We start from the raw sequence: 22998 nt of genomic DNA, 5'->3' as shown, positions 1-22998 counted from the left end.
TTTAAAAAGGTTGCGTCTAAAAGCAAAAAAAATCACGAAGCTTCGGGATTTTTTTTATTTGGATTCATTTAAAATGGCTCGAATTTTTCCTTCAAGTTCGTCCATTAGTTCAGGATTGTCTTTAATTAAAGCTTTTACAGCATCACGCCCTTGACCAAGCTTGGTATCTTCATAGCTAAACCAAGAACCACTTTTCTTAACAATTTCATGCTCAACAGCGATATCTAAAATTTCACCAACTTTAGAAACACCTTCGCCATACATAATATCGAACTCTGCTGTTTTAAAAGGAGGCGCTACTTTATTCTTTACAACTTTTACACGTGTTTTATTTCCAGCTACATTACCATCGGTTTCTTTAATTTGTGTGGAGCGTCTAATGTCCAAACGTACAGAGGCATAAAACTTTAATGCATTACCTCCAGTTGTGGTTTCAGGATTACCAAACATAACACCAATTTTTTCGCGCAATTGGTTAATAAAAATAACGGTACAATTGGTTTTGCTAATTGAAGCCGTTAATTTTCTTAAGGCTTGAGACATTAATCGGGCATGTAAACCCATTTTAGAATCTCCCATTTCGCCCTCAATCTCGCTTTTTGGAGTTAAAGCTGCTACCGAGTCAATAACTACAATATCAATAGCGCCTGAACGTATTAAGTTATCTGCGATCTCTAAAGCTTGCTCGCCATTATCGGGCTGCGATATAATTAAGTTGTCAATATCAACACCTAGTTTTTCAGCATAAAACCTGTCAAAAGCATGTTCTGCATCTATAAAAGCTGCAATGCCTCCAGCTTTTTGCGCTTCAGCTATAGCATGAAGTGTTAAGGTTGTTTTACCAGATGATTCAGGGCCATAAATTTCAATTACACGACCTCTAGGGTAGCCGCCCACACCAAGAGCGATATCTAAGCCTAATGAACCAGAGGGAATGGAGTCGACATCAACCACTGCTTGGTCGCTCATTTTCATTACAGTTCCTTTTCCGTAGGCTTTATCTAATTTATCTAAAGTAAGTTTTAGTGCTTTTAATTTTGCGTCTTTTTCGTTGCTCATTTTCTCTTAAATTTTGCTGAATGGACAGCTAAAATACTACAACTTTTATCATATTACAATTTTCTGACGCAACCTTTTTGTACTTTTTGCATCTACTATATAAAGTGGGAAACTTTTGCTATGAAATCGATTGTAATTCCATTGCATTAATTCCATCTGCCCTTTTTAATAACTAAAAATTGTACAGATGAGATTTATTAAAAAAACTTTATTAATTAACGCGTTAGGCGTTTCAGCGGTTGTATTTATAAACAGCAGCTGTAAAGCCGATGGAGGTTAGCTCTTATTATATTTTTTGATTTAGAAGAATGAAAAAAATATTAATAACGAGTTAGTCTACTAAAAGCGTCCTGAAAAACAGGGCGCTTTTTTTATGGTTTTAAATAGAAAATCCACATTCATTTTAAAAGTTGTATTTTTGCGCAAAATATATCTTTAACCTTAACACATTAGTATAGCATGCAACTGTACAATAACTTAAGCGCTAAAGAAAGAGCTGCATTAATTGAAAAAGCCGGAAAAGACAGGCTTACCATCTCTTTCTATAAATACGCCAAAATTGAAGACCCTTTAGATTTCAGGAATAGTTTATTCATTGAATGGAATAAACTAGATGTTTTAGGGCGGATTTATGTCGCCAACGAAGGCATAAATGCCCAGCTTTCAGTGCCAGCAGAAAATTTTAAGACCTTCAAGAACCATTTAGATACCATTTCATTTTTAGAAAATGTTCGGTTAAATATTGCCATAGAGCACGACAACTTTGCATTTCTTAAATTAAAAGTAAAAGTACGTGATAAAATTGTGGCCGATGGTTTAAACGATGAAACCTTTGATGTGACAAACAAAGGCATTCACGTTCAAGCCGAACAGTTTAACGAACTTATAGAAGATCCAGATGTGGTTTTGGTAGATATGCGTAACCATTACGAAAGTGAAATAGGTCATTTTAAAAATGCCGTGACACCAGATGTTGATACTTTTAGAGAATCTCTTGATATTATTGAAGAAGATTTAAAAAACCATAAAGAAGACAAGAAGTTGGTTATGTATTGTACTGGTGGTATTCGTTGTGAAAAAGCGAGTGCTTATTACAAACATAAAGGCTTCAAACAAGTATTTCAATTAGAAGGCGGTATAATTAATTATACACGTCAAGTTGAAGAAAAAGGATTGGAGAACAAGTTTATTGGTAAAAACTTTGTGTTTGACGAGCGTCGTTCAGAACGTATTACAGACGATGTTATAGCGCAATGTCACCAATGTGGAGAACCAGCTGACTCGCACACCAACTGTGCAAACGATGCTTGCCATTTATTGTTTATTCAGTGTAAGGCATGTAAAGAAAAAATGGAAAATTGTTGTTCAACCCACTGCCAGGAAATTATTCACTTACCATACGAAGAACAAAAAACTTTGCGAAAAGGGCAAGGCAACAGTAATGATATTTTCAAGAAAGGTCGCGCAGACCATTTACCCTATAAAAAAGATTTGCGTAACATATTTGAGGTGTTGAAAAAACCAGAGGAATCTAAAAGTTGATATGATGCAAAAAATTGAATTAATGGCGCCTGCAGGGAATTTTGAATCACTTCAGGCAGCTTTAGATAATGGTGCAGATTCGGTGTATTTTGGTGTCGAACAATTAAACATGCGGGCCAGAGCATCTATTAATTTCACATTAGACGATTTACCGGAAATATCTAAACGTTGTCAGGAAAAAGGGGTTCGAACCTATTTAACCTTGAATACCATAATTTACGACCATGATTTGTCTATCGTAAAAACTTTAGTAAAAAAAGCTAAAGAGGCAAACATTACTGCAGTTATTGCAATGGACCAAGCGGTGATTGCAATAGCTCGTGAATTTGATATGGAAGTACACATTTCTACTCAAATTAACATTACTAATATTGAAACGGTTAAGTTTTATGCCATGTTTGCAGACACTATGGTATTGAGTCGTGAATTGAGTTTGCGACAGGTTAAAAACATTACCGAGCAGATAGAAAAAGAGCAAATAAAAGGGCCTTCTGGCAAGTTGGTTGAGGTAGAAATTTTTGGTCACGGTGCTTTATGTATGGCGGTTTCTGGAAAGTGTTATATGAGTTTACATGCCTATAATTCGTCAGCCAATAGAGGTGCTTGTAAACAAAATTGCAGAAAAAAATATACAGTAATAGATCAGGAAACAGGTATTGAAATGGAGTTGGATAACGAATATATCATGTCTCCAAAAGATTTGTGTACCATAGATTTTCTTGACCAAATAGCAGATTCAGGCATAAAAGTTTTAAAAATTGAAGGTCGTGGAAGGGCTCCAGAATATGTAGCCAAGGTCATTAAATGCTATCGAGATGCCATAAACAGTGTTGCAAATGGCACGTATGACAAAGAAAAAGTTGTTTCTTGGATGCAGGAATTGGAAAAAGTCTATAATCGCGGATTTTGGAGCGGCTATTATTTAGGGCAGAAATTAGGCGAATGGAGCAATGGGTCGGGATCTCACGCCACCCAAAAGAAAGTTTATATTGGTAAAGGCACACATTTTTATCCTAAAGCCAAAATAGGAGAATTTAAAATTGAAGCATTTGATATAGCCATTGGAGACACTATCTTGGTCACAGGGCCAACAACTGGGGCCAAAGAATGTGAGGTTTCAGATTTAATGGTCAATGATGCCAAAAACAACAAAGGTCAAAAAGGCGATTTAGTAACTATGCCTTTAGATTTTAGAATTCGGCCTTCAGATAAACTTTATAAAATTGTTGAAAATAAAGTAGAAGCCTAATGGTTATTATTACCTTGCAACGTAATAAGTGTATTGGGTGCAACTATTGCGTGGAAATGGCACCTGAAATGTTTCAAATGTCAAAAAAAGACGGAAAAACAGTATTGCTGCATGCTAAAGACAAAAAAGGATTTTATACTGTAAAATCAAATGACAACGAAATTTACAATGCTTGTGATAATGCTGCTAAAGCCTGTCCAGTAAAAATTATAAGCGTAAAGTTGAATTAATGAACATTTACAAACTTTTAAAGTTAAACAGACGTATCAAAAGCCATAGAATTAAATTTCTAGGGTTATTTCTACTGCATAAATTTAACCATCGCTATTTGGCAGTAAACCTAGACCCAGTTATGGCTTGTAATTTGCGGTGCAAGATGTGCTATTTTACAGATGCGGATTATGTTAAAACCTTAAAAGGGCAATTTAAGGAGGAAGAACTCAATCAAGTAGCTAAAACCATTTTTAAACGTGCTTTAAAACTTCAAATAGGATGTGGTACAGAACCCACTCTATATAAAGATTTAGATAAGGTTGTGGCGTTGGGTAAAAAGTATAATGTGCCCTATATTTCCATAACAACTAATGCCAATTTGTTGGATGAAGAAAAAATTGAAAAGCTACTCAAAGCAGGTTTAAACGAATTTACCATTTCATTGCATGGAGTTACAAAAGCCAGTTATGAAAGTTTTATGAAAAAGGCGAGTTATGAAAAGTTCCACAATGCGTTTAAGGCCTTTGCTAAATTAAAATCACGATACAATTTTAAAGTCCGTATCAATTACACATTCAATAAAGATAACTTCTACGAACTTCAAGAGTTTTTTCAGCACTTCGACGGTAATAGTTTTGACATTCTTCAAATTCGCCCTATTCAAAAAATTGGTAATACCGAGTATTCTGATTTCGATTTAGAGACTATTAGAGATGACTACCCTAAGCTCATTCAAAATATTAAGGCGAGCTGTAAAGCTAATAATATTATGCTGTTGGCTTCAGAAGAAATTCCTAGAAAAGATGAAACCAATGAGTCGAGTTTAATTTTCGATTATACATTTTGCTATATTTCACCTCAAAAATTTTGGAAGGATGGGTTCGATTGGAAAAATGAAAGCTTTAATGCCTACTCAAAAAAAATAGGTTGGAGCAATACCTTATTTAAAAATGCTTTTAAGTCTAAAGCGACTCTTAGATCGCTGTCAAACCGATTGAATTACGAAATAGAATTCAATTAAACAATCGCTTTTTAAAGTCATTAGAATAATCTTATCTTTACGTTTTATTTTTAGTATTAATCGTCTTCTGAATTTGCGTTCAGAATCTATATATATCTTTAATTTATGGCTTGTGGAACATGTTCAACAGGAAAAGATGGTCAGCCAAAAGGATGCAAGAATAATGGAACTTGTGGAACCGATAGTTGTAACAAGCTAACGGTTTTTGATTGGTTAGCCAATATGGCATTACCCAACGGAGTAGAACCTTTTAACTGGGTTGAGGTCCGATTTAAAAACGGTAGAAAGCACTACTATAAAAACACCGAAAATTTAACCTTAAGTATAGGCGATGTTGTTGCAACACAAGCCGAGTACGGTCACGATATAGGAATGGTTACCTTAACAGGCGAGCTGGTTCGTGTTCAAATGAAACGCAAAAAACTTTCTGAAGATGACCCAGAGGCTTTTAAGATATATAGAAAAGCCAGTCAAAAGGATATAGATATTTGGTCTGCAGCTCGTGATAAGGAAGAACCTATGAAAGTTAAGGCAAGACAGTTTGCTATAGACTTGAAACTTCAAATGAAGATTTCAGATATTGAATACCAAGGCGATGCCAGTAAGGCAACATTTTATTATACGGCAGAAGAGCGCGTAGATTTCCGCGAGCTTATTAAACTATTCGCAAAAGAATTTAAAACACGGATAGAGATGCGACAGGTTGGTTTCCGACAGGAAGCTGCTCGTTTAGGCGGAATAGGTTCGTGTGGTCGTGAATTATGCTGTTCAACTTGGTTAACAGATTTTCGCTCTGTAAGTACATCTGCAGCACGATATCAACAATTATCGTTAAACCCTCTTAAGTTAGCTGGGCAATGTGGTAAATTAAAATGCTGCTTAAATTATGAGTTAGACACCTATTTAGATGCTTTAAAAGATTTTCCAAAGTCTGATGTTAAACTCTATACGGAAAAAGGAACAGCAGTTTGCCAAAAAACAGATATTTTTAAAGGCCATATGTGGTTTGCTTATGAAGGCGAATGGATGAATTGGCACAAAATAACCAAAGATCAAGCCAACGAAATACTAGCATTAAATAAACAAAAGAAAAAGGTAGCAAGCCTTGAAGAATACGCAGCAGATTTGGTTGAAGATACTAAAACTGAATTTGAAAACGTTGTTGGTCAAGATAGTTTAACGCGATTTGATAGTCCAAAACGGCGAAATAAACGTAAAAGTAATAGAGGAAATAAAAACAAACGTCGTCGTAAACCGCAAAGCAAGAAAAACAATGCCAAATAGATTTTTTGTAGCTCTTATTTTAAGCTGTTTACTGTTAGCATCTTGTGATTCTAATCGGGTTGTTGATGTGTATAAATCTATCCCAAACCAGTGGCATAAAGATTCTGTGGTAAGTTTTAAAATTAATCCGCCAGATTCTATAAAGCCTTATAACTTGTTTGTGAATTTAAGAAACAATGACGATTACAAATACAACAACTTATATCTAATTGTTGAAATGAATTTCCCGCACGGAAAAACTATTAAAGACACCTTGCAATATCGTATGGCTAAGCCAAATGGAGAATTGCTAGGAACAGGCTTTACTGATGTTAAAGAAAATAAATTGTGGTATAAAGAAGGTGTGGTTTTTAACGAGTCTGGAGAATATACCATTAATATCCAACATGCTATGCGTGAGAATGGCAAAGTAAACGGAGTTGTCAATTTGCATGGTATTACTGATGTTGGGTTTAGAATTGAAAAACCTATAGGGCAATAATATGGCTAAAAAGAAACAAGCAAAACAAACTCAAGATTTTCAGAAGTACGTACGTTGGTTTTGGAAATTGTTTTTAGGAGGTATTTTAAGTGTTGTGCTATTATTTTTATTGGCGTCATGGGGTGTTTTTGGTGATATGCCAGATCACACCGTTCTAGAAAATCCAAAAACCAATTTGGCGACTGAAATTATTTCTTCTGATGGCAAAACACTAGGTAAATTTTATTTCAATGATAACCGAACTCCTGTTGGGTACGATGAACTACCAAAGCATTTAGTAGATGCATTGGTTGCAACCGAAGATGCACGTTTTTTTGAGCATTCAGGAATAGATGCTCGAGGCACTTTACGAGCTGTAGTAAAACTTGGAAGTGGTGGTGGAGCAAGTACCATTTCCCAACAGTTGGCTAAACAATTATTCCACGGGGAAGGCTCTTCTAACATAATTGAACGCGTATTACAAAAAGCAAAAGAATGGATTATTGCCATTCGTTTGGAAAGGCAATATACCAAAGAAGAAATCATCGCCATGTATTTCAATATTTATGATTTTGGCAACAATGCAGATGGTATCCGTTCTGCAGCTAGTATTTATTTCGATAAAGAACCGCATGAATTGGATGTTAAGGAATCGGCTATGTTGGTTGGGATGTTCAAGAATTCATCGTTGTATAATCCAAGAGAGCATCGCAATCCGGTTGGTACGCGCAATAGAAGAAATGTGGTGCTGTCCCAAATGGAGAAGTACAATTATATTTCAGAAAAAACCAAAGATTCACTTCAGGCTTTAGATTTAGGGCTGCGTTATTCACCACAGTCACATCGCGATGGTATTGCCACATATTTCAGAGCATATTTAGACGGCTTTATGAAAGATTGGATTAAAAACAACCCAAAACCAGATGGTGAAAAGTACAATTTGTATGGCGATGGTTTAAAAGTTTATACAACTATAGATTCGCGTATGCAACAATATGCCGAGAATGCGGTACAACAGCACATGCCAAGGTTGCAAGCGGAGTTTGATCATCAAAACACCCCAGATCGAAATGCCACGGCACCATTTTTGGAGTTGAGTCAAAGTGAAATAGATGGCTTAATGAAGCGCGGTATGCGCCAATCTGAACGATGGCGTGTTATGAAAAGTGACGGCAAGACAGATGAAGAGATTATAGCTTCTTTTGATAAGCCTACGAATATGACCGTTTTTTCCTGGAAAGGAGAAATCGATACCTTAATGAAGCCTATAGATTCTATGAGGTATTATAAGTCTTTTTTACATCCTGGCATGATGTCTATGGATCCACAAACTGGTCATGTTAAGGCTTGGGTAGGAGGAATGAACTATAAGCATTTTCAGTATGACCATGTTAAACAAGGTAAGCGTCAAGTGGGTTCGACTTTCAAGCCATTTGTTTACGCTACAGCTATAGATCAATTGCATTTATCACCATGCTATAAAATGCCGCGTTCGCAAATTACCATAGAAGCCGGAAGGCATGGTGCAATGGAGTCTTGGACACCATCAAATGATGATGGTAATTATGGAGGTGAGTTAACCTTAAAAGCCGCTTTGGCTAATTCGGTTAATACTATTTCTGCTCGATTAATGGATAAGGTTGGGCCACAGCCTGTAATCGATTTAGTTGAGAAACTAGGTGTAGAATCTAATATTCCGGCAGTACCTTCCATTGCATTGGGGACGCCAGATTTAAGTGTTTACGAAATGGTTGCTGCCTATGCTACTTTTGCCAATAAAGGTGTTTACACTAAACCTGTTATGGTTACGCATATTGAAGACAAAAATGGCACTATTTTATACCAGTTTACTCCAGAGTCTAAAGATGTTATTAGTGAGGAAACAGCCTACGTTACTGTTAAACTTATGGAAGGTGTTACAGATGCAGGATCAGGTGTTAGATTGCGTACTAAAGGAGCTGACGCGTATAGAGCCGATTATAGAGAAATTATTACGGGTTATCCATATGAATTTAAAAACCCAATTGCTGGTAAAACAGGAACCACACAAAATCAAAGTGATGGTTGGTTTATGGGTATGGTGCCTAATTTAGCAACAGGTGTTTGGGTTGGTGCAGAAGATCGTGCCACACATTTTAGAAGTATAACTTATGGACAAGGTGCTGCTATGGCACTACCAATTTGGGCTTTGTATATGAAGGCTTGTTATGCCGATGAAACTCTTGAAGTTTCAAAAGAACATTTTGAAGCACCAACAGAATTAACTATCGAGGTAGATTGCGCGCTTTACGAAGAAGAAGAAAAGCAAGAGACGTTGCCAGATGAGGAAAAAGTTGAAGAATTAGAGTTTAGATAAAGATACTCAAAATCAAAAGCCATTCACTTCCGAATGGCTTTTTTATTTTGTAATTTTCCACAAGCAAAAAAACAGTACAAAAATGATTAATAAACAAGTTGCAGGTGTGCAAGATGCCATTGCTGGTGTTTCCGATAACATGACCTGTATGTTTGGTGGATTTGGGTTAAGTGGTATCCCAGAAAATGCTATAGCTGCATTAGTAAAGTCTGGTGTAAAAGGCCTAACATGTATTTCTAATAATGCAGGTGTAGATGACTTTGGTTTAGGCTTATTATTACATCAACATCAAATAAAAAAAATGGTATCATCGTATGTGGGAGAGAACGATGAGTTTGAACGCCAAATGTTAAGTGGCGAATTGGATGTTGAACTTATTCCACAAGGCACTTTAGCCGAACGATGTCGTGCTGCGCAAGCTGGATTTCCAGCTGTTTATACGCCTGCTGGTTATGGAACTGAAGTTGCAGAAGGGAAGGAAACCCGAGAGTTTGATGGTAAAATGTATGTTTTGGAACATGCCTTTAAGGCTGATTTTGCTTTTGTAAAGGCTTGGAAAGGTGATGCGGCTGGAAACTTGATTTTTAAGGGTACAGCTAGAAATTTTAATCCTAATATGTGTGGTGCTGCAAAAATTACGGTTGCTGAAGTTGAAGAATTGGTTCCAGTTGGTGAATTAGATCCTAATCAAATTCATATTCCAGGAATTTTTGTACAACGTATTTTTCAAGGCGAAAAGTATGAGAAACGTATTGAGCAACGTACAGTAAGAAAAAGAGAATAGTTATGGCTTTAGATAAAAATGGGATTGCTAAACGTATAGCAAAAGAGGTACAAGATGGTTACTACGTAAATTTAGGAATAGGCATTCCCACATTAGTAGCTAATTATGTACGAAATGATATAGAAGTAGAATTTCAAAGTGAAAATGGCGTTTTGGGAATGGGACCATTTCCTTTTGAAGGCGAAGAAGATGCCGATATTATCAATGCTGGGAAACAAACTATAACCACATTGCCTGGAGCCAGTTTTTTTGATTCGGCTATGAGTTTCTCTATGATTAGAGGGCAGCATGTACATCTTACAATTTTAGGCGCTATGGAAGTTGCTGAAAATGGCGATATTGCCAATTGGAAAATTCCAGGACGCATGGTGAAAGGAATGGGTGGAGCTATGGATTTGGTAGCCAGTGCTGAAAATATAATAGTTGCCATGATGCACACCAACAAAGCAGGGGAGTCTAAATTGCTGAAAAGATGTAGCTTGCCATTAACAGGTGTTGGTTGTGTTAAAAAGATTGTAACCAATTTAGCTGTTCTAGAAGTTACTGAATCAGGTTTTAAATTATTGGAACGCGCACCTGGTGTTTCAGTCGAGGATATTCAAAAAGCTACAGAAGGCACCTTAATTGTAGAAGGGGCTATTCCTGAAATGAATTTATAAGCCCTTATTTCCATTAACTGAAAATATAATTCCAAATTGCATTTGTACTTGATTAACTTTATTAAAGTAATCTTCCCAGTTTCTGTTGGTATTTACATTAAACCGAATACTATTGTAATTAATTCCTATAAAAACAGAAAGAAATTTGGTTAACTTCAAAGTAAAATTACCACCTGCGTAAAAATTCATACCATAGAAATCATCTCTGGCAGAATTATTATATCGTTGTTGAATTCTCGTGGCTCCTAATCCTAAATAAGGCTCAACAGACCACCTTTTTAAAATATCCCATTGATATTGAAATTTTGCATATGCAGCATGATAAAATGAACTGTTTATGTTTCCTATAGTACTTTTGTCTATTACATTATATTCATGATATTCCCAGCCCAGACCAAACTTTACATTATGATATTTCATGAAGTTTATTTGTAAGCCACCTCCAAGGAAATCAGGTTTGTGACCATCTGCTAAAAAATGTTCCCCAGAATTAATATGGTGACTCACATAGAAATAAAATTGCGGTTTATAAAAAAACGTTTGTTCTTTTTCCGTATCTATAATTTTATTTTCCTCATTTTCTTGAGAAAACAATAGTTGAGGTATAACGATTAATAGTAATAAAAGCTTTTTCATTCTTAATAATTAATAACATAAGTAGTAGTGTCGTCAGAACCAACATTTATAATTTCATTGAATTGATTAGTTTGTCCGGTTGTGTTGCGCACTTCATAATGTAAATTAAGCGTTTGATTTTTGGCTACTTGTCTGTAATAACTATCATGGTAGTATTCTGGATATTCTTCTTGTACTGGATTGACCCATATGGTTTGATCAGCAATAATACCAGAAACGTCAATGTTAGTAATAGTGTTTTCTTGATTTGATTGGTTAAGCGTTATTATTAATTCAGAAATGTCATCAAACTCTATAAGTATTATTTCGTCAAGGTTAAAATAATAGTCTTGAAAATCTGAACGGTAGATGTTTACATATTCTTTCCCTCTGTAGATTGAATTACCTTTTACTGTAATTTCAAAATCAGTCTCGTTTTTAGGACTTGGAATTACCAATTCAAAATGTCCGTTAGAGTTTGATGTAGTAAAACCAATAAGGTCAATATCATTAGAATTCTTAATCCATGCTTCTATATCATTATTTGATATCGGATTTCCTTGTCTGTCGTTAACCTGACCTTCAAATACCAATCGGGTAGAAACATCATATTGTATAGTGGTGCAATTTAGGCATAGCAAACCTAATGCAAAAAAGGCTAATTTTTTCATCGCAATTTTTTATTTAAATGTAAAAAAATAAAATTAGAAACATAAAAATTGTAAGAAAAAAGACTTAAATTCATGTTAAATGTTAAAAAAATATGCATTTCATCGAAAAATAATGCATTTAAGCTGATTTATTGAAAATAAGTTTCATATTAGCAATCCCAAATTTATTGAACAGATTAACCAGCTTCTTTTGGAAACTTGGATTATAATTTTCCCCAAATCTATTATAATCCCTGTGAAAGAAAGAAACCCAAATCTACCAAAAACCTACGTTATGAATTTTGCATCAAATCTAACTGAACAACCTACTTATGAAAATGGTTTGCATGTGAAAGTACAACAAACCAAACGATTCATTAAAAGCTTAATGTATCTTACAAAAAAGTTATTCATGCTATAGCCCTTTTGGAATAGCATGAATAAGTTTTTTGGTATAATCTTTTTTAGGATTTTCGTAGATGATATCTGCATCATTCATTTCTTCAATTTCACCTTTATTCATTACAATTAAATTGTCCGACATATACTTTACAACGGCTAAATCATGTGAAATAAAAATATAGGTAAAATCATAATTTTCTTTCAGGTCATTTAATAAGTTTAAAACTTGAGCTTGAACCGATATATCCAAAGCAGAAACCGACTCATCACAAATAATTAATTTAGGCTGCAAAGCAATGGCTCTTGCAATACCAATACGTTGGCGTTGACCACCAGAAAACTCATGCGGATATCTATTAAAAAAACTGGAATCCAGCCCAACTTTTTCCAGTAACTCATAAACAAGGTTTTTTCGTTCCTTATCTGAAGTTCCAATATTATGAATTTTCATAGGTTCCATAATGGCCCTGCCAACAGGAATACGTGGATTTAATGAAGCAAAAGGATCTTGAAAAATAATTTGAATATCCTTTCTTAAATTTCTAGTGGCTTGTTTTGATAAATTGGTAATGTCAACACCCTTATATAAAATAGTACCACTAGTTGCTTTATCCAATAGTAAAATAGCATTAGATAAGGTAGATTTGCCACAGCCAGATTCTCCAACAAGCCCTAAAGTCTCACCTTCATATAATTTAAAGCTAACCCTATTAACAGCTTTAAAACTTTCAGGTTTAGAAAACCAGCCCGATTTTGAAAGATATTCTTTTTCTAAATTAATGACCTCAAGGAGAGGCGGTTTAGAATATAATGCTTTATGATTGGCTTCACGTTGTACTTTGGTGACAATAGTTTTGTCAACAGACTCATCCATAAAATCTTTTATGGTAGCCAAACGTCTATATCTAACGTCCAAAGGCGGCCTTGAATTGATAAGTGCTTTGGTATAGGTGTGTTTGGGGTTATTGAAGATTTCTGTTACTGGGCCTTGCTCAACTATTTGGCCTTGGTACATGACCAAAACACGATCAGAAATTTCAGAAACCAATGCTAGATCATGAGAGATGAAAAGAATACTCATTTGGTCCTCTTCCTGCAATTGTTTAAGCAATTGTATAATTTCTTTCTGTACGGTTACGTCCAAAGCCGTAGTTGGCTCATCTGCTATTAAAATTTTTGGCTTGCATGCAATAGCCATAGCTATCATAACCCGTTGTTTCTGTCCACCTGAAATTTCATGAGGATAAGCTTTAAAAACCCGTTCGGGATTAGGCAATTTTACTTTTTCAAAAAGGTTTAACGTTTCGTTTTTTACTTCTTCTTTAGAAAGTGAAGTATGTTGTATCAGAATTTCTGAAACCTGTTTTCCACATCGCATGGATGGGTTCAAGGAACTCATAGGCTCTTGAAAAATCATAGCAATGTCATTTCCCCGAATACTTTGAAAATCTTTTGAGGCTAGTTTTGTTAGATCGTAGTCATTAAAAATTATACTCCCTTGAGTAATTTTTGAAATTTTCTTTGGGAGCAATCCTAAAACAGCTAAAGTAGAAACCGATTTTCCTGAACCTGACTCACCAACAATTCCAAGTATTTCATTTGGGTTTAAATCGTATGAAATATTGTGAATGATTTCTTTCTCAATTTGATTGTTAAAAAAAGAAATGGATAAATTTTTTACGTTAAGTACTGATGCCATTTGCATGAGTAAATGTAGCCATTTTCACATTTTATTTTACGGTTTTTCCGTACTTATTTTTTTTTAATTGTTTTTAATCGAAAATGGGTTTTAAAAATTTTCATATTAACAAATAATTGATATTTTCACGACCAATTATTCAATAAAATTACCAAAATTTTAAACAATCATGAAAAAAACACTACTATTCATTATTTTAATGAGTACAGGATTTGTTTTTTCCCAAAACAAATCTTTTTGGAAAAAAGAAGTGGTAAAAATTTCGACTTCAATTAAGGAAAGCAAACAAGCTTTACCTAAAACTCAAACGTTTAGTTTGGATGTTAATGGTCTCCAACAAGCCTTAATTCCATCACCTAAGCGAAATGAATTTTCAAGACAATCCAATGTTATATTGTCTTTCCCAAATTCAGAAGGCATTATGGAACGTTTCAGAATATTTGAGGCGTCCAATCTGCATCCCGATTTACAACCGAGGTACCCAGATATCCGCTCCTATGCTGGTCAAGGAATTGATGACCCGTCAGCTATTATAAGATTTAGCATGTCGCCTATGGGTTTCCAGAGTATGCGATTATCTGCCAACGCTCCAGCCACTTTTATTGAATCTATTTCTGAAGACGGCCAATTATATACCGTCTTCACTCGTGCTGAACGTGTAAATAGGCAGGATCAATTTGAATGTGAAATTTCGGAAAGTTTAAACCAACAAGTAACAGGTTCATCATCAACAATGATGCGAAATGCTGATGATAGTATTTTAAGAACTTATAGATTGGCTGTTTCTGCTACAGGAGAATACACGCAATATCACGGAGGAACAAAAGCTCAAGCTTTAGCTGCCATTAATAATACTATGACTCGTGTAAATGGAATTTTTGAAGTAGATTTCAATGTTACCATGATTCTTATTGCCAATACTGATGATGTGATTTACACCAGTACATCCTCTGATCCTTATGGTAATACAACATCAGGATATAATAGTGCATTACAAAATACATTAACAAGTGTAATAGGTGAAGCTAATTATGATATTGGACACTTATTCGCTAATCTTCAAAATAATGGAAATGCAGGTTGTATAGGTTGCGTTTGTGTTAATAACCAAAAAGGTAGTGGTTGGACATCGGCAACTGTTCCAGATGGTGATTTTTTTGATGTAGATTATGTGGCTCACGAAATGGGACACCAATTTGGAGCTAATCATACTTGGACTTTTAATGGAAACGAAGGGACTAACGTTCAAGTTGAACCTGGAAGTGGTTCTACTATTATGAGTTATGCGGGAATTACGGGAGCTACAGATGTGCAAGCAAATGTTCACCCTAACTTCCACGCTGTTTCAATAGAACAAGTAACAGACTATGTAAAGAGTACAAGTTGTCAAACCAACACAAATACAGGAAATTCTGTTCCTTCAGTAAATGCAGGAGCTAATTATACCATTCCAAAAGGAACAGCTTTTGTTTTGGAGGGTACAGCTTCAGACGCTGATGCCGGAGATGTATTGTCTTACTCTTGGGAACAAATGGATGAAAATAATGCATCAACCACTTATCCAAGTACAACAGCTACAACAGGTGTTGCATTTAGAGCTTATGAGCCAACAACTGATAACAAACGTTATTTCCCAAGATTGTCAACTATCAAGTCTGGTGCTACTTCTTGGCAATGGGAAGCAGTTCCTAATGTGGCAAGAACGTTGAATTTTAGATTAACCGTAAGAGATAATGTTGCAGGTGGTGGAACTAACAATAGTGACGATATGGTAGTTACTGTTAATGGTACAGCTGGACCTTTTGTAGTGAGTTCACCAAATACGAATGTGACTTGGAATGCGGGATCAACACAAACAGTAACTTGGAATGTAGCGGGAACAACAGGAAATGGCGTAAATGCTGCAAATGTTGATATTTTCTTATCAACCGATGGAGGCGATACATATCCAATAGCTTTAGCAGCCGGCGTTCCTAATGATGGTTCACATGATGTAGTTGTTCCTAATAATCAAGGAACTCAAAACCGTGTAATGGTAAGGGGATCAAATAATATTTTCTTTGATATCTCTAATTCAAACTTTACCATAGCAGGTCAGGTTGTTTGTAATGCAACGGTACCAACAGGCTTAAACGCTTCTGGAGTAACAGATAGTTCAGCAACATTAAGTTGGGATGCTGTTCCTGGAGCAACATACAATTTACAATATCGCGAAGTAGGTTCAGGCACTTGGACAACAGTAAATGTAGCTGGTGTGTCAACGCAAGTTTCGGGTTTAAGCCCTTTAACGCAATATGAAGCACAAGTTCAGAGTATTTGTCCAGATACGTCTACTTCAGCCTATAGTAGTACTATTAATTTCACGACTACTGATGTGCAATTAAACTATTGTAGTTCGGCAAGTACAAATATTAATGATGAATATATAGGAAGAGTACAGTTAAATACTATTGACAATTCTTCTGGCGGACAATTTTATACAGATTTCACAAGTATTTCAACTACTTTAACAAAAGATACCCAATACACTATTACTGTTACTCCTACTTGGACAGGCACGGTTTATTCTGAAGGCTATTCGGTTTGGATAGACTATAACCGTGATGGTGATTTTGATGATGCAGGAGAACAAGTTTGGTCACAAGCTGCTACACAAGCAACACCAGTTAGCGGTAGTTTTACTATTCCTTCAACTGCGGTTGAAAATGCAACCAGAATGCGTGTTTCAATGAAGTATAATGGAGTTCCTACAGCCTGTGAAACTTTCCAATATGGTGAGGTTGAAGATTATACTGTAATTATAGAAGGTTCAGGACCAGATACTACTCCACCAGTAATAACATTGAATGGTTCTTCAACTATAGATTTAGAATTAGGCGAAAGCTATACTGAATTGGGTGCTACAGCAACGGATAATGTTGATGGTGATATTTCAGCAAATATTGTAATAGGTGGAGATAGTGTTGATTCAAATACGGTAGGAACGTATGTAATTACATATAATGTTAGTGACGCTGCTGGTAATGCTGCTACTCAAGTTACACGAACAGTTAATGTAAATCCAGACACAACAGCTCCAATAATTAGTTTGAATGGAGCTTCAGTAATCAACTTAACAGTTGGAGATTCTTATACAGAATTGGGCGCAACTGCAACGGACAATTTAGATGGCGATATTTCAGCAAATATTGTCATTGCTGGAGATACAGTTGATGGTAATACAGCAGGAACATACGTGGTGACTTACAATGTAAGTGACTCTTCAGGGAATGCAGCTGATGAGGTAATAAGAACAGTAAATGTTTCTGAACCTTCAAATGGTTGTTCAGGAGGAATCAATTCTTTTCCTTACAGCGAAAGTTTTGAAAATACATTAGGAGCATGGACACAGTCATCAGCTGATGATATAAATTGGTCTTTAAATTCAGGAGGGACACCATCATCTAACACAGGGCCTTCAAGTGCTGCTGATGGAACATATTATCTATATGTTGAAGCATCAAGTCCAAATTACCCAAGTGTTAGAGCAATACTGAATTCACCTTGTTTTGATTTGACTGGAATGACCGAAGCCACTTTTAGTTTCTCATATCATATGTATGGAGCCTCTGACATGGGCTCAATTGATTTAGAAATTAGTGATGATGAAGGAGACACTTGGACAAGTATTTGGAGTCAAACAGGCAACCAAGGAAATACATGGTTGGATGTAGATGTTAGCTTGAATGCTTATACTGGCAGAGGAGTTCAATTACGATTCAACAGATTTATTGGAAGTACTTGGCAAGCTGATATTGCTATCGATAACGTTTCAGTAGCTGGTCCACCAGCACCTGACACACAAGCACCGACAGCGGCTACACTTTCAGCTTCAAATACAACTGAAGACAGTACTGATTTGTCATGGACTGGTGCAACAGATAATGTTGGTGTAACCGATTATGATGTCTATCAAGACGGAAGTTTTGTTGCAAATGTCACTGGAACAACCTATCAGGTTATAGGACTTTCTGAAAGTACAAGTTATACGTTTTATGTGATTGCTAATGATGCGGCAGGAAATAGTTCATCTGCAAGTAATACTGTAAATGTAACAACACTTGCTGCGCCAACGTGTAACGACGGTATTCAGAATGGTGACGAAACTGGTGTAGATTGTGGTGGATCATTTTGTGCGCCATGCCAAGTTACAGATGTTGTTTTAAATGAAGGTTATTTTGAAACTGGCTGGGATGGCTGGGCAGATGGCGGAAGTGATTGTGCAAGATATTCAGGATCTAATTCTTACGAAGGGAGTTTTTCAATTAGAATTAGAGATAATTCTGGAACCGCTTCGGCTATGACACTTTCAAATATTAATGTTACACCTTACTCTCAAGTTGTAGTTGACTTCTATTTCTATGTAAATAGCATGGAAAATGGTGAAGATTTCTGGCTGCGTTATTTTGACGGTTCATCTTGGAATACAGTAGCAACTTACGTTAGTGGCTCTGGGATTAATAACAACACTTTCTATCGAGGTACAATTACAATTACGCCTGCGCAATATGCATTTGTGTCCAATGCTGGATTCAGATTCCAATGTGATGCGTCAGGAAATAACGATCAAATTTATATTGATCAAGTAACCATTACTGGAACCAATTCTGGTAGAGGAGACATCAATCAATTGATTGCTATTAGAACAATGGAAGTTGAGGATTCCTATGGAGATCAAGATATTCTGGTGTATCCAAATCCGGTAAAAGGAAATATACTGAATGTAAAATTACCTGGAAACCAAGATGCATCTTACACAATTGTTAATATGTTAGGACAAACGGTTTCAAAAGGCAACTCTATTTCCAATGTGGATGTGAGTACTTTGGAAGCTGGTGTTTACTTTATTAAAGTAAATGAAGGTGAAGAAGTTGTCACTAAAAAATTCATAAAGCAATAGCATTTGTTTTATTGCCTATATAGAAAAGTCCAGATTATTAATCTGGACTTTTTTTATATAATACTTCATAACTTGTTTATAAATCTTATAAAGAGCAATGGTTTAAATTCTATAAAACATTAATTTTATGACAACAAATCCAACTAAAAGATGAAAACAAAACTAACCCTTGTTATTTTTTTGTTCAGTATTTCTATTGTGTTTTCGCAAAGTAAATCCAGAATAAAAGCCGAAGAATATTTAAGCCAGAAAGGCGAAGTGAACTTTAGTTTTAAAGTTCAAGATATTTCAGAAATTGATAATTGGACTTCACAATTATCCATTTTGAATTATGACCCAAGAACTAAAACCGTTTATGCTTGGGCAAATACCCAACAGTTCAGAAATTTTCAGCAAAGCAATATTGAATACTTTGTAGAAGAAGCGGATAATGTAGTTGGGCCACAATTAATGTCCAATCAATTACAGGTTTCCGCTAACCAAAGAATGGTTTCAACATTATCGTTTCCATTAACAGCTTATCCAACTTATGCCGATTATGCCCAGCAAATGCAGGATTTTGCTACAACTTACCCATCATTATGTGAAATAGTTGACATCGGAGGAACAACTGAAGCAGACAAAAGATTATTGTTTGCTAAACTTTCCGCAAATGTTTCAACTAATGAACAAGAACCCAGAATGCTTTATACATCATCTATGCATGGTGATGAAATAGCAGGATATCCAATGATGTTGGAATTAATTAATTATTTATTGACAGCTTATAATGATACTGGTCACGCAGATCATTTAAGAGTTAAAAATCTATTGGACACAACAGAAATTTGGGTTAACCCAAGTGCCAATCCAGATGGTACTTATTATGGCGATCCAACTAACACATCAGTTGCAAATGCGAGACGTGCCAATGACAATGGTTGGGATTTAAACAGAAATTATCCTGATAATGTTGCTGGAGCACATCCAGATGGAAATTCAAATTATGAACTGGAAACCCAACACTTTATGACGTTGGCCGACACGTATCACTTTGTACTATCAGCAAATTTCCATGGCGGAACCGAAGTTGTTAATTATCCTTGGGACAATACGTATACAAGGCATCCTGACGATGCTTGGTTTTTCTTAATAAGTAAAGAGTATGCCGAAAATTGCCAGAACAATAGTCCAAATGGATATATGGATGCCACATACACCAATTATATGTTTCCTGGGGTAACAAATGGTGCGGATTGGTACCGTGTTGAAGGCGGTCGTCAGGATTATATGAATTACTACCATCAATGTAAGGAAACAACCATTGAACTATCCAATACAAAAACAATTCCAGCATCACAGTTGGAAGACCATTGGAACTACAACAGAGAAGCCTTGATTGACTATTTAGAACAAGGTACTTATGGCTTTAGAGGTGTTGTAAGAGATGCTGCAACTAATAATCCCATTGAAGCTACAATTACTTTAGTAGGTCATGATGCTGTAAATTCCCATACGGTAACCGAATTGCCTTACGGAGACTTTTACCGACCAACCATTGCAGGCACCTATGATATTTTATTTGAAGCTGATTGCTACCAATCTTTTACATTAAGTAATCAGAGTATTTCCAATTATCAGACTATTACTTTAAGCGATATACTGCTAAACCCTTTAGCTTCAACAGCGCCATCAGGATTAAACGCTACCAATGTTCAAGCTTCTTCTGCAACCGTAAGTTGGGACAACACCAGTAGCTCAAATTATGATTGTAGATACAGGGCAGTTGGATCTTCTACTTGGAATACTATCAACACTAATGATAATTCAGTAAACTTATCTGGATTAAATACGGCTACTCAATATGAAGTTCAAGTAAGAAGTAATTGTAACTCAAGCTCGTCACCTTACAGCAGTTCTATTTATTTTACAACCACCAATAATGTGACATTGAGTGCCAGTTATTTTGAAGCTGGAATGGACGATTGGGTAGAAGGTGGGAATGATTGCTCTAGAACAGCAACTTCGTATTCTTATGAAGGAAGTTATTCGGTAAGATTAAGAGACGGTTCAGGAGTTTCTTCAGCAATGACTTCTCAAACTTTTGACTTGAGTTCGTATGATGAGGTAACTATCAGTTTCTATTATTATGCCAATGGGATGGAGAATGGCAAAGATTTTTGGTTGCGATATTATAATGGGTCATCATGGACAACAGTAGCAACCTACACTTCTGGAGTTGATTTTAGCAATAACTCATTCTCTTCAGCGTCATTTACATTGAATGAATCACAGTATAATCTAGCGACTAATGCACAATTTAGAATTCAATGTGATGCTCAACGAAAAAATGATCAGGTTTATATAGATCAGGTTATTGTATTGGGGACACTTTCTGGTCCAGATGTAACTCCACCAAGTACTCCAGGTAATTTAACAGCTTCAAACACGACACAAACCACAACAAACTTAACTTGGAATGCTTCAACGGATAATATTGGTGTGACCAGTTATGACGTTTATCAAGATGGAAGTTTTGTATCGAATGTTCCAAATACGTCATATCAAGTTTCTGGGTTGACTGCTAGCACTGGTTATTCATTTTACGTTATTGCTCGTGATGCAGCAGGCAATCTATCGGGATCCAGTAATGTTGAAAATATAACCACCCTTGATCCTCCTGATACACAAGCGCCAACAGCACCAACAAATTTAATGGCGTCCAACACCACATACAACAGTACTGATTTATCTTGGAACGCTTCAACGGACAACGTAGGTGTGACAGATTATGATGTTTACCAAGATGGATCTTTTATAGCAAATACTTCCGTCTTAAGTTATGCGGTTTCTGGTTTAAGTCCTAGTACAAACTATACGTTTTATGTCATAGCAAGAGATGCAGCGGGTAATAGCTCTTTGGAAAGCAATACCGTTAATGTAACAACTGACGATTTTGTAGATACTGAAGCTCCAAGTGTGCCTAGTAGTTTAAGCGCTTCTAATACTACAGAAACGACAACAGATTTATCTTGGAATGCCTCAACCGACAATGTTGGTGTATCGGGGTATGATATTTACCAAGACGGTAGTTTTATTGATAATGCTTCAGGGACTTCTTATCAAATTACTGGATTGAGTGAAAATACTACTTATTCATTTTATGTCATAGCAAGGGATGAGGCTGGTAATAGTTCATCGGCAAGTAATACTGTAAACGAAACAACTTTGGCAGCACCTACTTGTAATGATGGCATTCAAAACGGTGATGAAACAGGAGTTGATTGTGGAGGTTCTTCTTGTCCAACGTGTCCGCCAAGTGATGTGGTTTTAAATCAAGGTTATTTTGAAACAGGCCTTGATGGTTGGGTTGAAGGCGGCAATGATTGTTCTAGAGTATCAACAAGCTATTCTTATGAAGGTAGTTATTCTATAAGATTGCGTGATGGTTCAGGAACAGCTTCTGCAATGACGTTATCAAATATTGATATAACCCCTTTTACTGAAGTGGAAGTAGACTTATATTTTTATATCAACGGTTTAGATAATGGGGAAAGCTTATTGTTTAGATTCTATGATGGATCATCTTGGAATACGGTTGAAAGCTTTACGGTTGGTTCGGGTTACAGCAATAATGCGTTTAATAACGCGACAGTAATTCTAACGACTTCTCAATACAATTTTGTTTCCAATAGTGGTTTTAGATTTCAATGTAATGCTTCTAAAAAGAATGAGCAGGTTTATGTAGATCAAGTTACCATTATAGGGAGAGTTAGTTCAGCTGCAAGGGTTTCAAATAGTTTTGTTGATTCAAATGAAAATTTCGATTCTCAAATCACGATTTATCCAAACCCTGTAAAAGGCAATAGCTTGAATGTTAAAATGGTAGAAAGTAAACCTTTTAGTTATCAGATTAGAAGTGTCTCTGGGCAATCCTTATCTAAAGGTGTTTCAGAAGGTGATATTGATGTTTCCAATTTAAAATCAGGGCTATATTTTATAGAGATAACTTTCAATGGTCAACTCAACGTCAAGCGATTTATAAAGCAATAGGTTTAATAAAAAAGTCCAGATCTTAAATCTGGAC

The 22998-nt window shown here is 35.8% G+C and carries 15 protein-coding genes; 11 read left to right on the top strand and 4 right to left on the bottom strand.

All coding sequences use genetic code 11. The features are described 5' to 3' along the window. Positions 1-54 precede the first annotated feature (54 nt). Positions 55-1059 (bottom strand): recombinase RecA, encoded by a 1005-nt coding sequence (gene recA, locus K7G76_RS00615; protein ID WP_223032269.1) that lies wholly within the window; start codon positions 1057-1059, stop codon positions 55-57. A 459-nt stretch (positions 1060-1518) separates the two neighbouring features. On the opposite strand from recA, the gene trhO reads away from it, so the two are divergent. The 9 genes from trhO (at position 1519) to K7G76_RS00570 (ending at position 10627) form a co-directional block, all read left to right on the top strand. After that, positions 1519-2601 (top strand): oxygen-dependent tRNA uridine(34) hydroxylase TrhO, encoded by a 1083-nt coding sequence (trhO, locus tag K7G76_RS00610; RefSeq protein ID WP_223032268.1) that lies wholly within the window; start codon positions 1519-1521, stop codon positions 2599-2601. A 4-nt stretch (positions 2602-2605) separates the two neighbouring features. Continuing rightward, a complete protein-coding gene (locus K7G76_RS00605; RefSeq protein WP_223033572.1) occupies positions 2606-3850 on the top strand; it encodes a peptidase U32 family protein in 1245 nt (414 codons plus the stop codon). After that, entirely contained in the window at positions 3850-4080 is a 231-nt protein-coding gene (locus tag K7G76_RS00600) for a ferredoxin (RefSeq protein WP_223032267.1), read from the top strand. The genes K7G76_RS00605 and K7G76_RS00600 overlap by 1 nt, the downstream gene beginning before the upstream one ends. 98 nt (positions 4081-4178) lie before the next feature. Further along, positions 4179-5084, top strand: a complete 906-nt coding sequence (locus K7G76_RS00595) for a radical SAM protein (protein ID WP_255572888.1) — start codon at positions 4179-4181, stop codon at positions 5082-5084. A 105-nt stretch (positions 5085-5189) separates the two neighbouring features. Next, positions 5190-6368: a PSP1 domain-containing protein gene (locus K7G76_RS00590; protein ID WP_223032265.1), complete on the top strand. Its 1179-nt coding sequence runs from the start codon at positions 5190-5192 to the stop codon at positions 6366-6368. Further along, on the top strand, positions 6358-6849 hold the full coding sequence (locus tag K7G76_RS00585; RefSeq protein WP_223032264.1) for a gliding motility lipoprotein GldH: 492 nt from the start codon (positions 6358-6360) through the stop codon (positions 6847-6849). Before K7G76_RS00590 ends, K7G76_RS00585 begins: the two co-directional genes overlap by 11 nt. Position 6850: 1 nt before the next feature. Continuing rightward, entirely contained in the window at positions 6851-9184 is a 2334-nt protein-coding gene (locus K7G76_RS00580; protein WP_223032263.1) for a penicillin-binding protein 1A, read from the top strand. 82 nt (positions 9185-9266) lie between these two features. After that, complete coding sequence (locus tag K7G76_RS00575) at positions 9267-9968, top strand: CoA transferase subunit A (RefSeq protein ID WP_223032262.1); 702 nt, start codon at positions 9267-9269, stop codon at positions 9966-9968. A gap of 2 nt (positions 9969-9970) precedes the next feature. Then, complete coding sequence (locus K7G76_RS00570) at positions 9971-10627, top strand: 3-oxoacid CoA-transferase subunit B (protein WP_223032261.1); 657 nt, start codon at positions 9971-9973, stop codon at positions 10625-10627. On the opposite strand, the gene K7G76_RS00565 is transcribed toward K7G76_RS00570, so the two are convergent. From K7G76_RS00565 to K7G76_RS00555, 3 genes are all read right to left on the bottom strand, one after another. Then, positions 10622-11263, bottom strand: a complete 642-nt coding sequence (locus K7G76_RS00565; RefSeq protein WP_223032260.1) for a hypothetical protein — start codon at positions 11261-11263, stop codon at positions 10622-10624. The genes K7G76_RS00570 and K7G76_RS00565 overlap by 6 nt on opposite strands. Before the next feature lie 2 nt (positions 11264-11265). Further along, entirely contained in the window at positions 11266-11913 is a 648-nt protein-coding gene (locus K7G76_RS00560; protein WP_223032259.1) for a peptidase associated/transthyretin-like domain-containing protein, read from the bottom strand. A gap of 394 nt (positions 11914-12307) precedes the next feature. Next, entirely contained in the window at positions 12308-13993 is a 1686-nt protein-coding gene (locus tag K7G76_RS00555; protein ID WP_407927939.1) for an ABC transporter ATP-binding protein, read from the bottom strand. A gap of 169 nt (positions 13994-14162) precedes the next feature. Here K7G76_RS00555 and K7G76_RS15345 point away from each other — a divergent pair, with 169 nt between their 5' ends. Together K7G76_RS15345 and K7G76_RS00540 are read left to right on the top strand one after the other, a co-directional pair. Next, positions 14163-18932 (top strand): reprolysin-like metallopeptidase, encoded by a 4770-nt coding sequence (locus K7G76_RS15345; protein ID WP_255572887.1) that lies wholly within the window; start codon positions 14163-14165, stop codon positions 18930-18932. Positions 18933-19082: 150 nt separating this feature from the next. Then, positions 19083-22964, top strand: a complete 3882-nt coding sequence (locus K7G76_RS00540) for a M14 family zinc carboxypeptidase (RefSeq protein WP_223032257.1) — start codon at positions 19083-19085, stop codon at positions 22962-22964. The last annotated feature ends 34 nt before the right edge of the window (positions 22965-22998 follow it).

The sequence above is a fragment of the Hanstruepera marina genome (assembly GCF_019880635.1).
Taxonomy (GTDB): domain Bacteria; phylum Bacteroidota; class Bacteroidia; order Flavobacteriales; family Flavobacteriaceae; genus Hanstruepera; species Hanstruepera marina.
The sequence above is the reverse complement of the archived record's forward strand: the minus strand, read 5'-3'. Positions and strand labels throughout refer to the sequence as shown.

Coding starts and splice junctions, on each gene's coding strand:
- K7G76_RS00570 (WP_223032261.1), top strand. CDS start 9,971: ATGGCTTTAGATAAAAATGGGATTGCTAAACGTATAGCAAAAGAGGTA.
- K7G76_RS00590 (WP_223032265.1), top strand. CDS start 5,190: ATGGCTTGTGGAACATGTTCAACAGGAAAAGATGGTCAGCCAAAAGGA.
- K7G76_RS00540 (WP_223032257.1), top strand. CDS start 19,083: ATGAAAACAAAACTAACCCTTGTTATTTTTTTGTTCAGTATTTCTATT.
- K7G76_RS00580 (WP_223032263.1), top strand. CDS start 6,851: ATGGCTAAAAAGAAACAAGCAAAACAAACTCAAGATTTTCAGAAGTAC.
- K7G76_RS00605 (WP_223033572.1), top strand. CDS start 2,606: ATGCAAAAAATTGAATTAATGGCGCCTGCAGGGAATTTTGAATCACTT.
- K7G76_RS00575 (WP_223032262.1), top strand. CDS start 9,267: ATGATTAATAAACAAGTTGCAGGTGTGCAAGATGCCATTGCTGGTGTT.
- K7G76_RS00565 (WP_223032260.1), bottom strand. CDS start 11,263: ATGAAAAAGCTTTTATTACTATTAATCGTTATACCTCAACTATTGTTT.
- K7G76_RS00585 (WP_223032264.1), top strand. CDS start 6,358: ATGCCAAATAGATTTTTTGTAGCTCTTATTTTAAGCTGTTTACTGTTA.
- recA (WP_223032269.1), bottom strand. CDS start 1,059: ATGAGCAACGAAAAAGACGCAAAATTAAAAGCACTAAAACTTACTTTA.
- trhO (WP_223032268.1), top strand. CDS start 1,519: ATGCAACTGTACAATAACTTAAGCGCTAAAGAAAGAGCTGCATTAATT.
- K7G76_RS00555 (WP_407927939.1), bottom strand. CDS start 13,993: ATGGCATCAGTACTTAACGTAAAAAATTTATCCATTTCTTTTTTTAAC.
- K7G76_RS15345 (WP_255572887.1), top strand. CDS start 14,163: ATGAAAAAAACACTACTATTCATTATTTTAATGAGTACAGGATTTGTT.
- K7G76_RS00560 (WP_223032259.1), bottom strand. CDS start 11,913: ATGAAAAAATTAGCCTTTTTTGCATTAGGTTTGCTATGCCTAAATTGC.
- K7G76_RS00600 (WP_223032267.1), top strand. CDS start 3,850: ATGGTTATTATTACCTTGCAACGTAATAAGTGTATTGGGTGCAACTAT.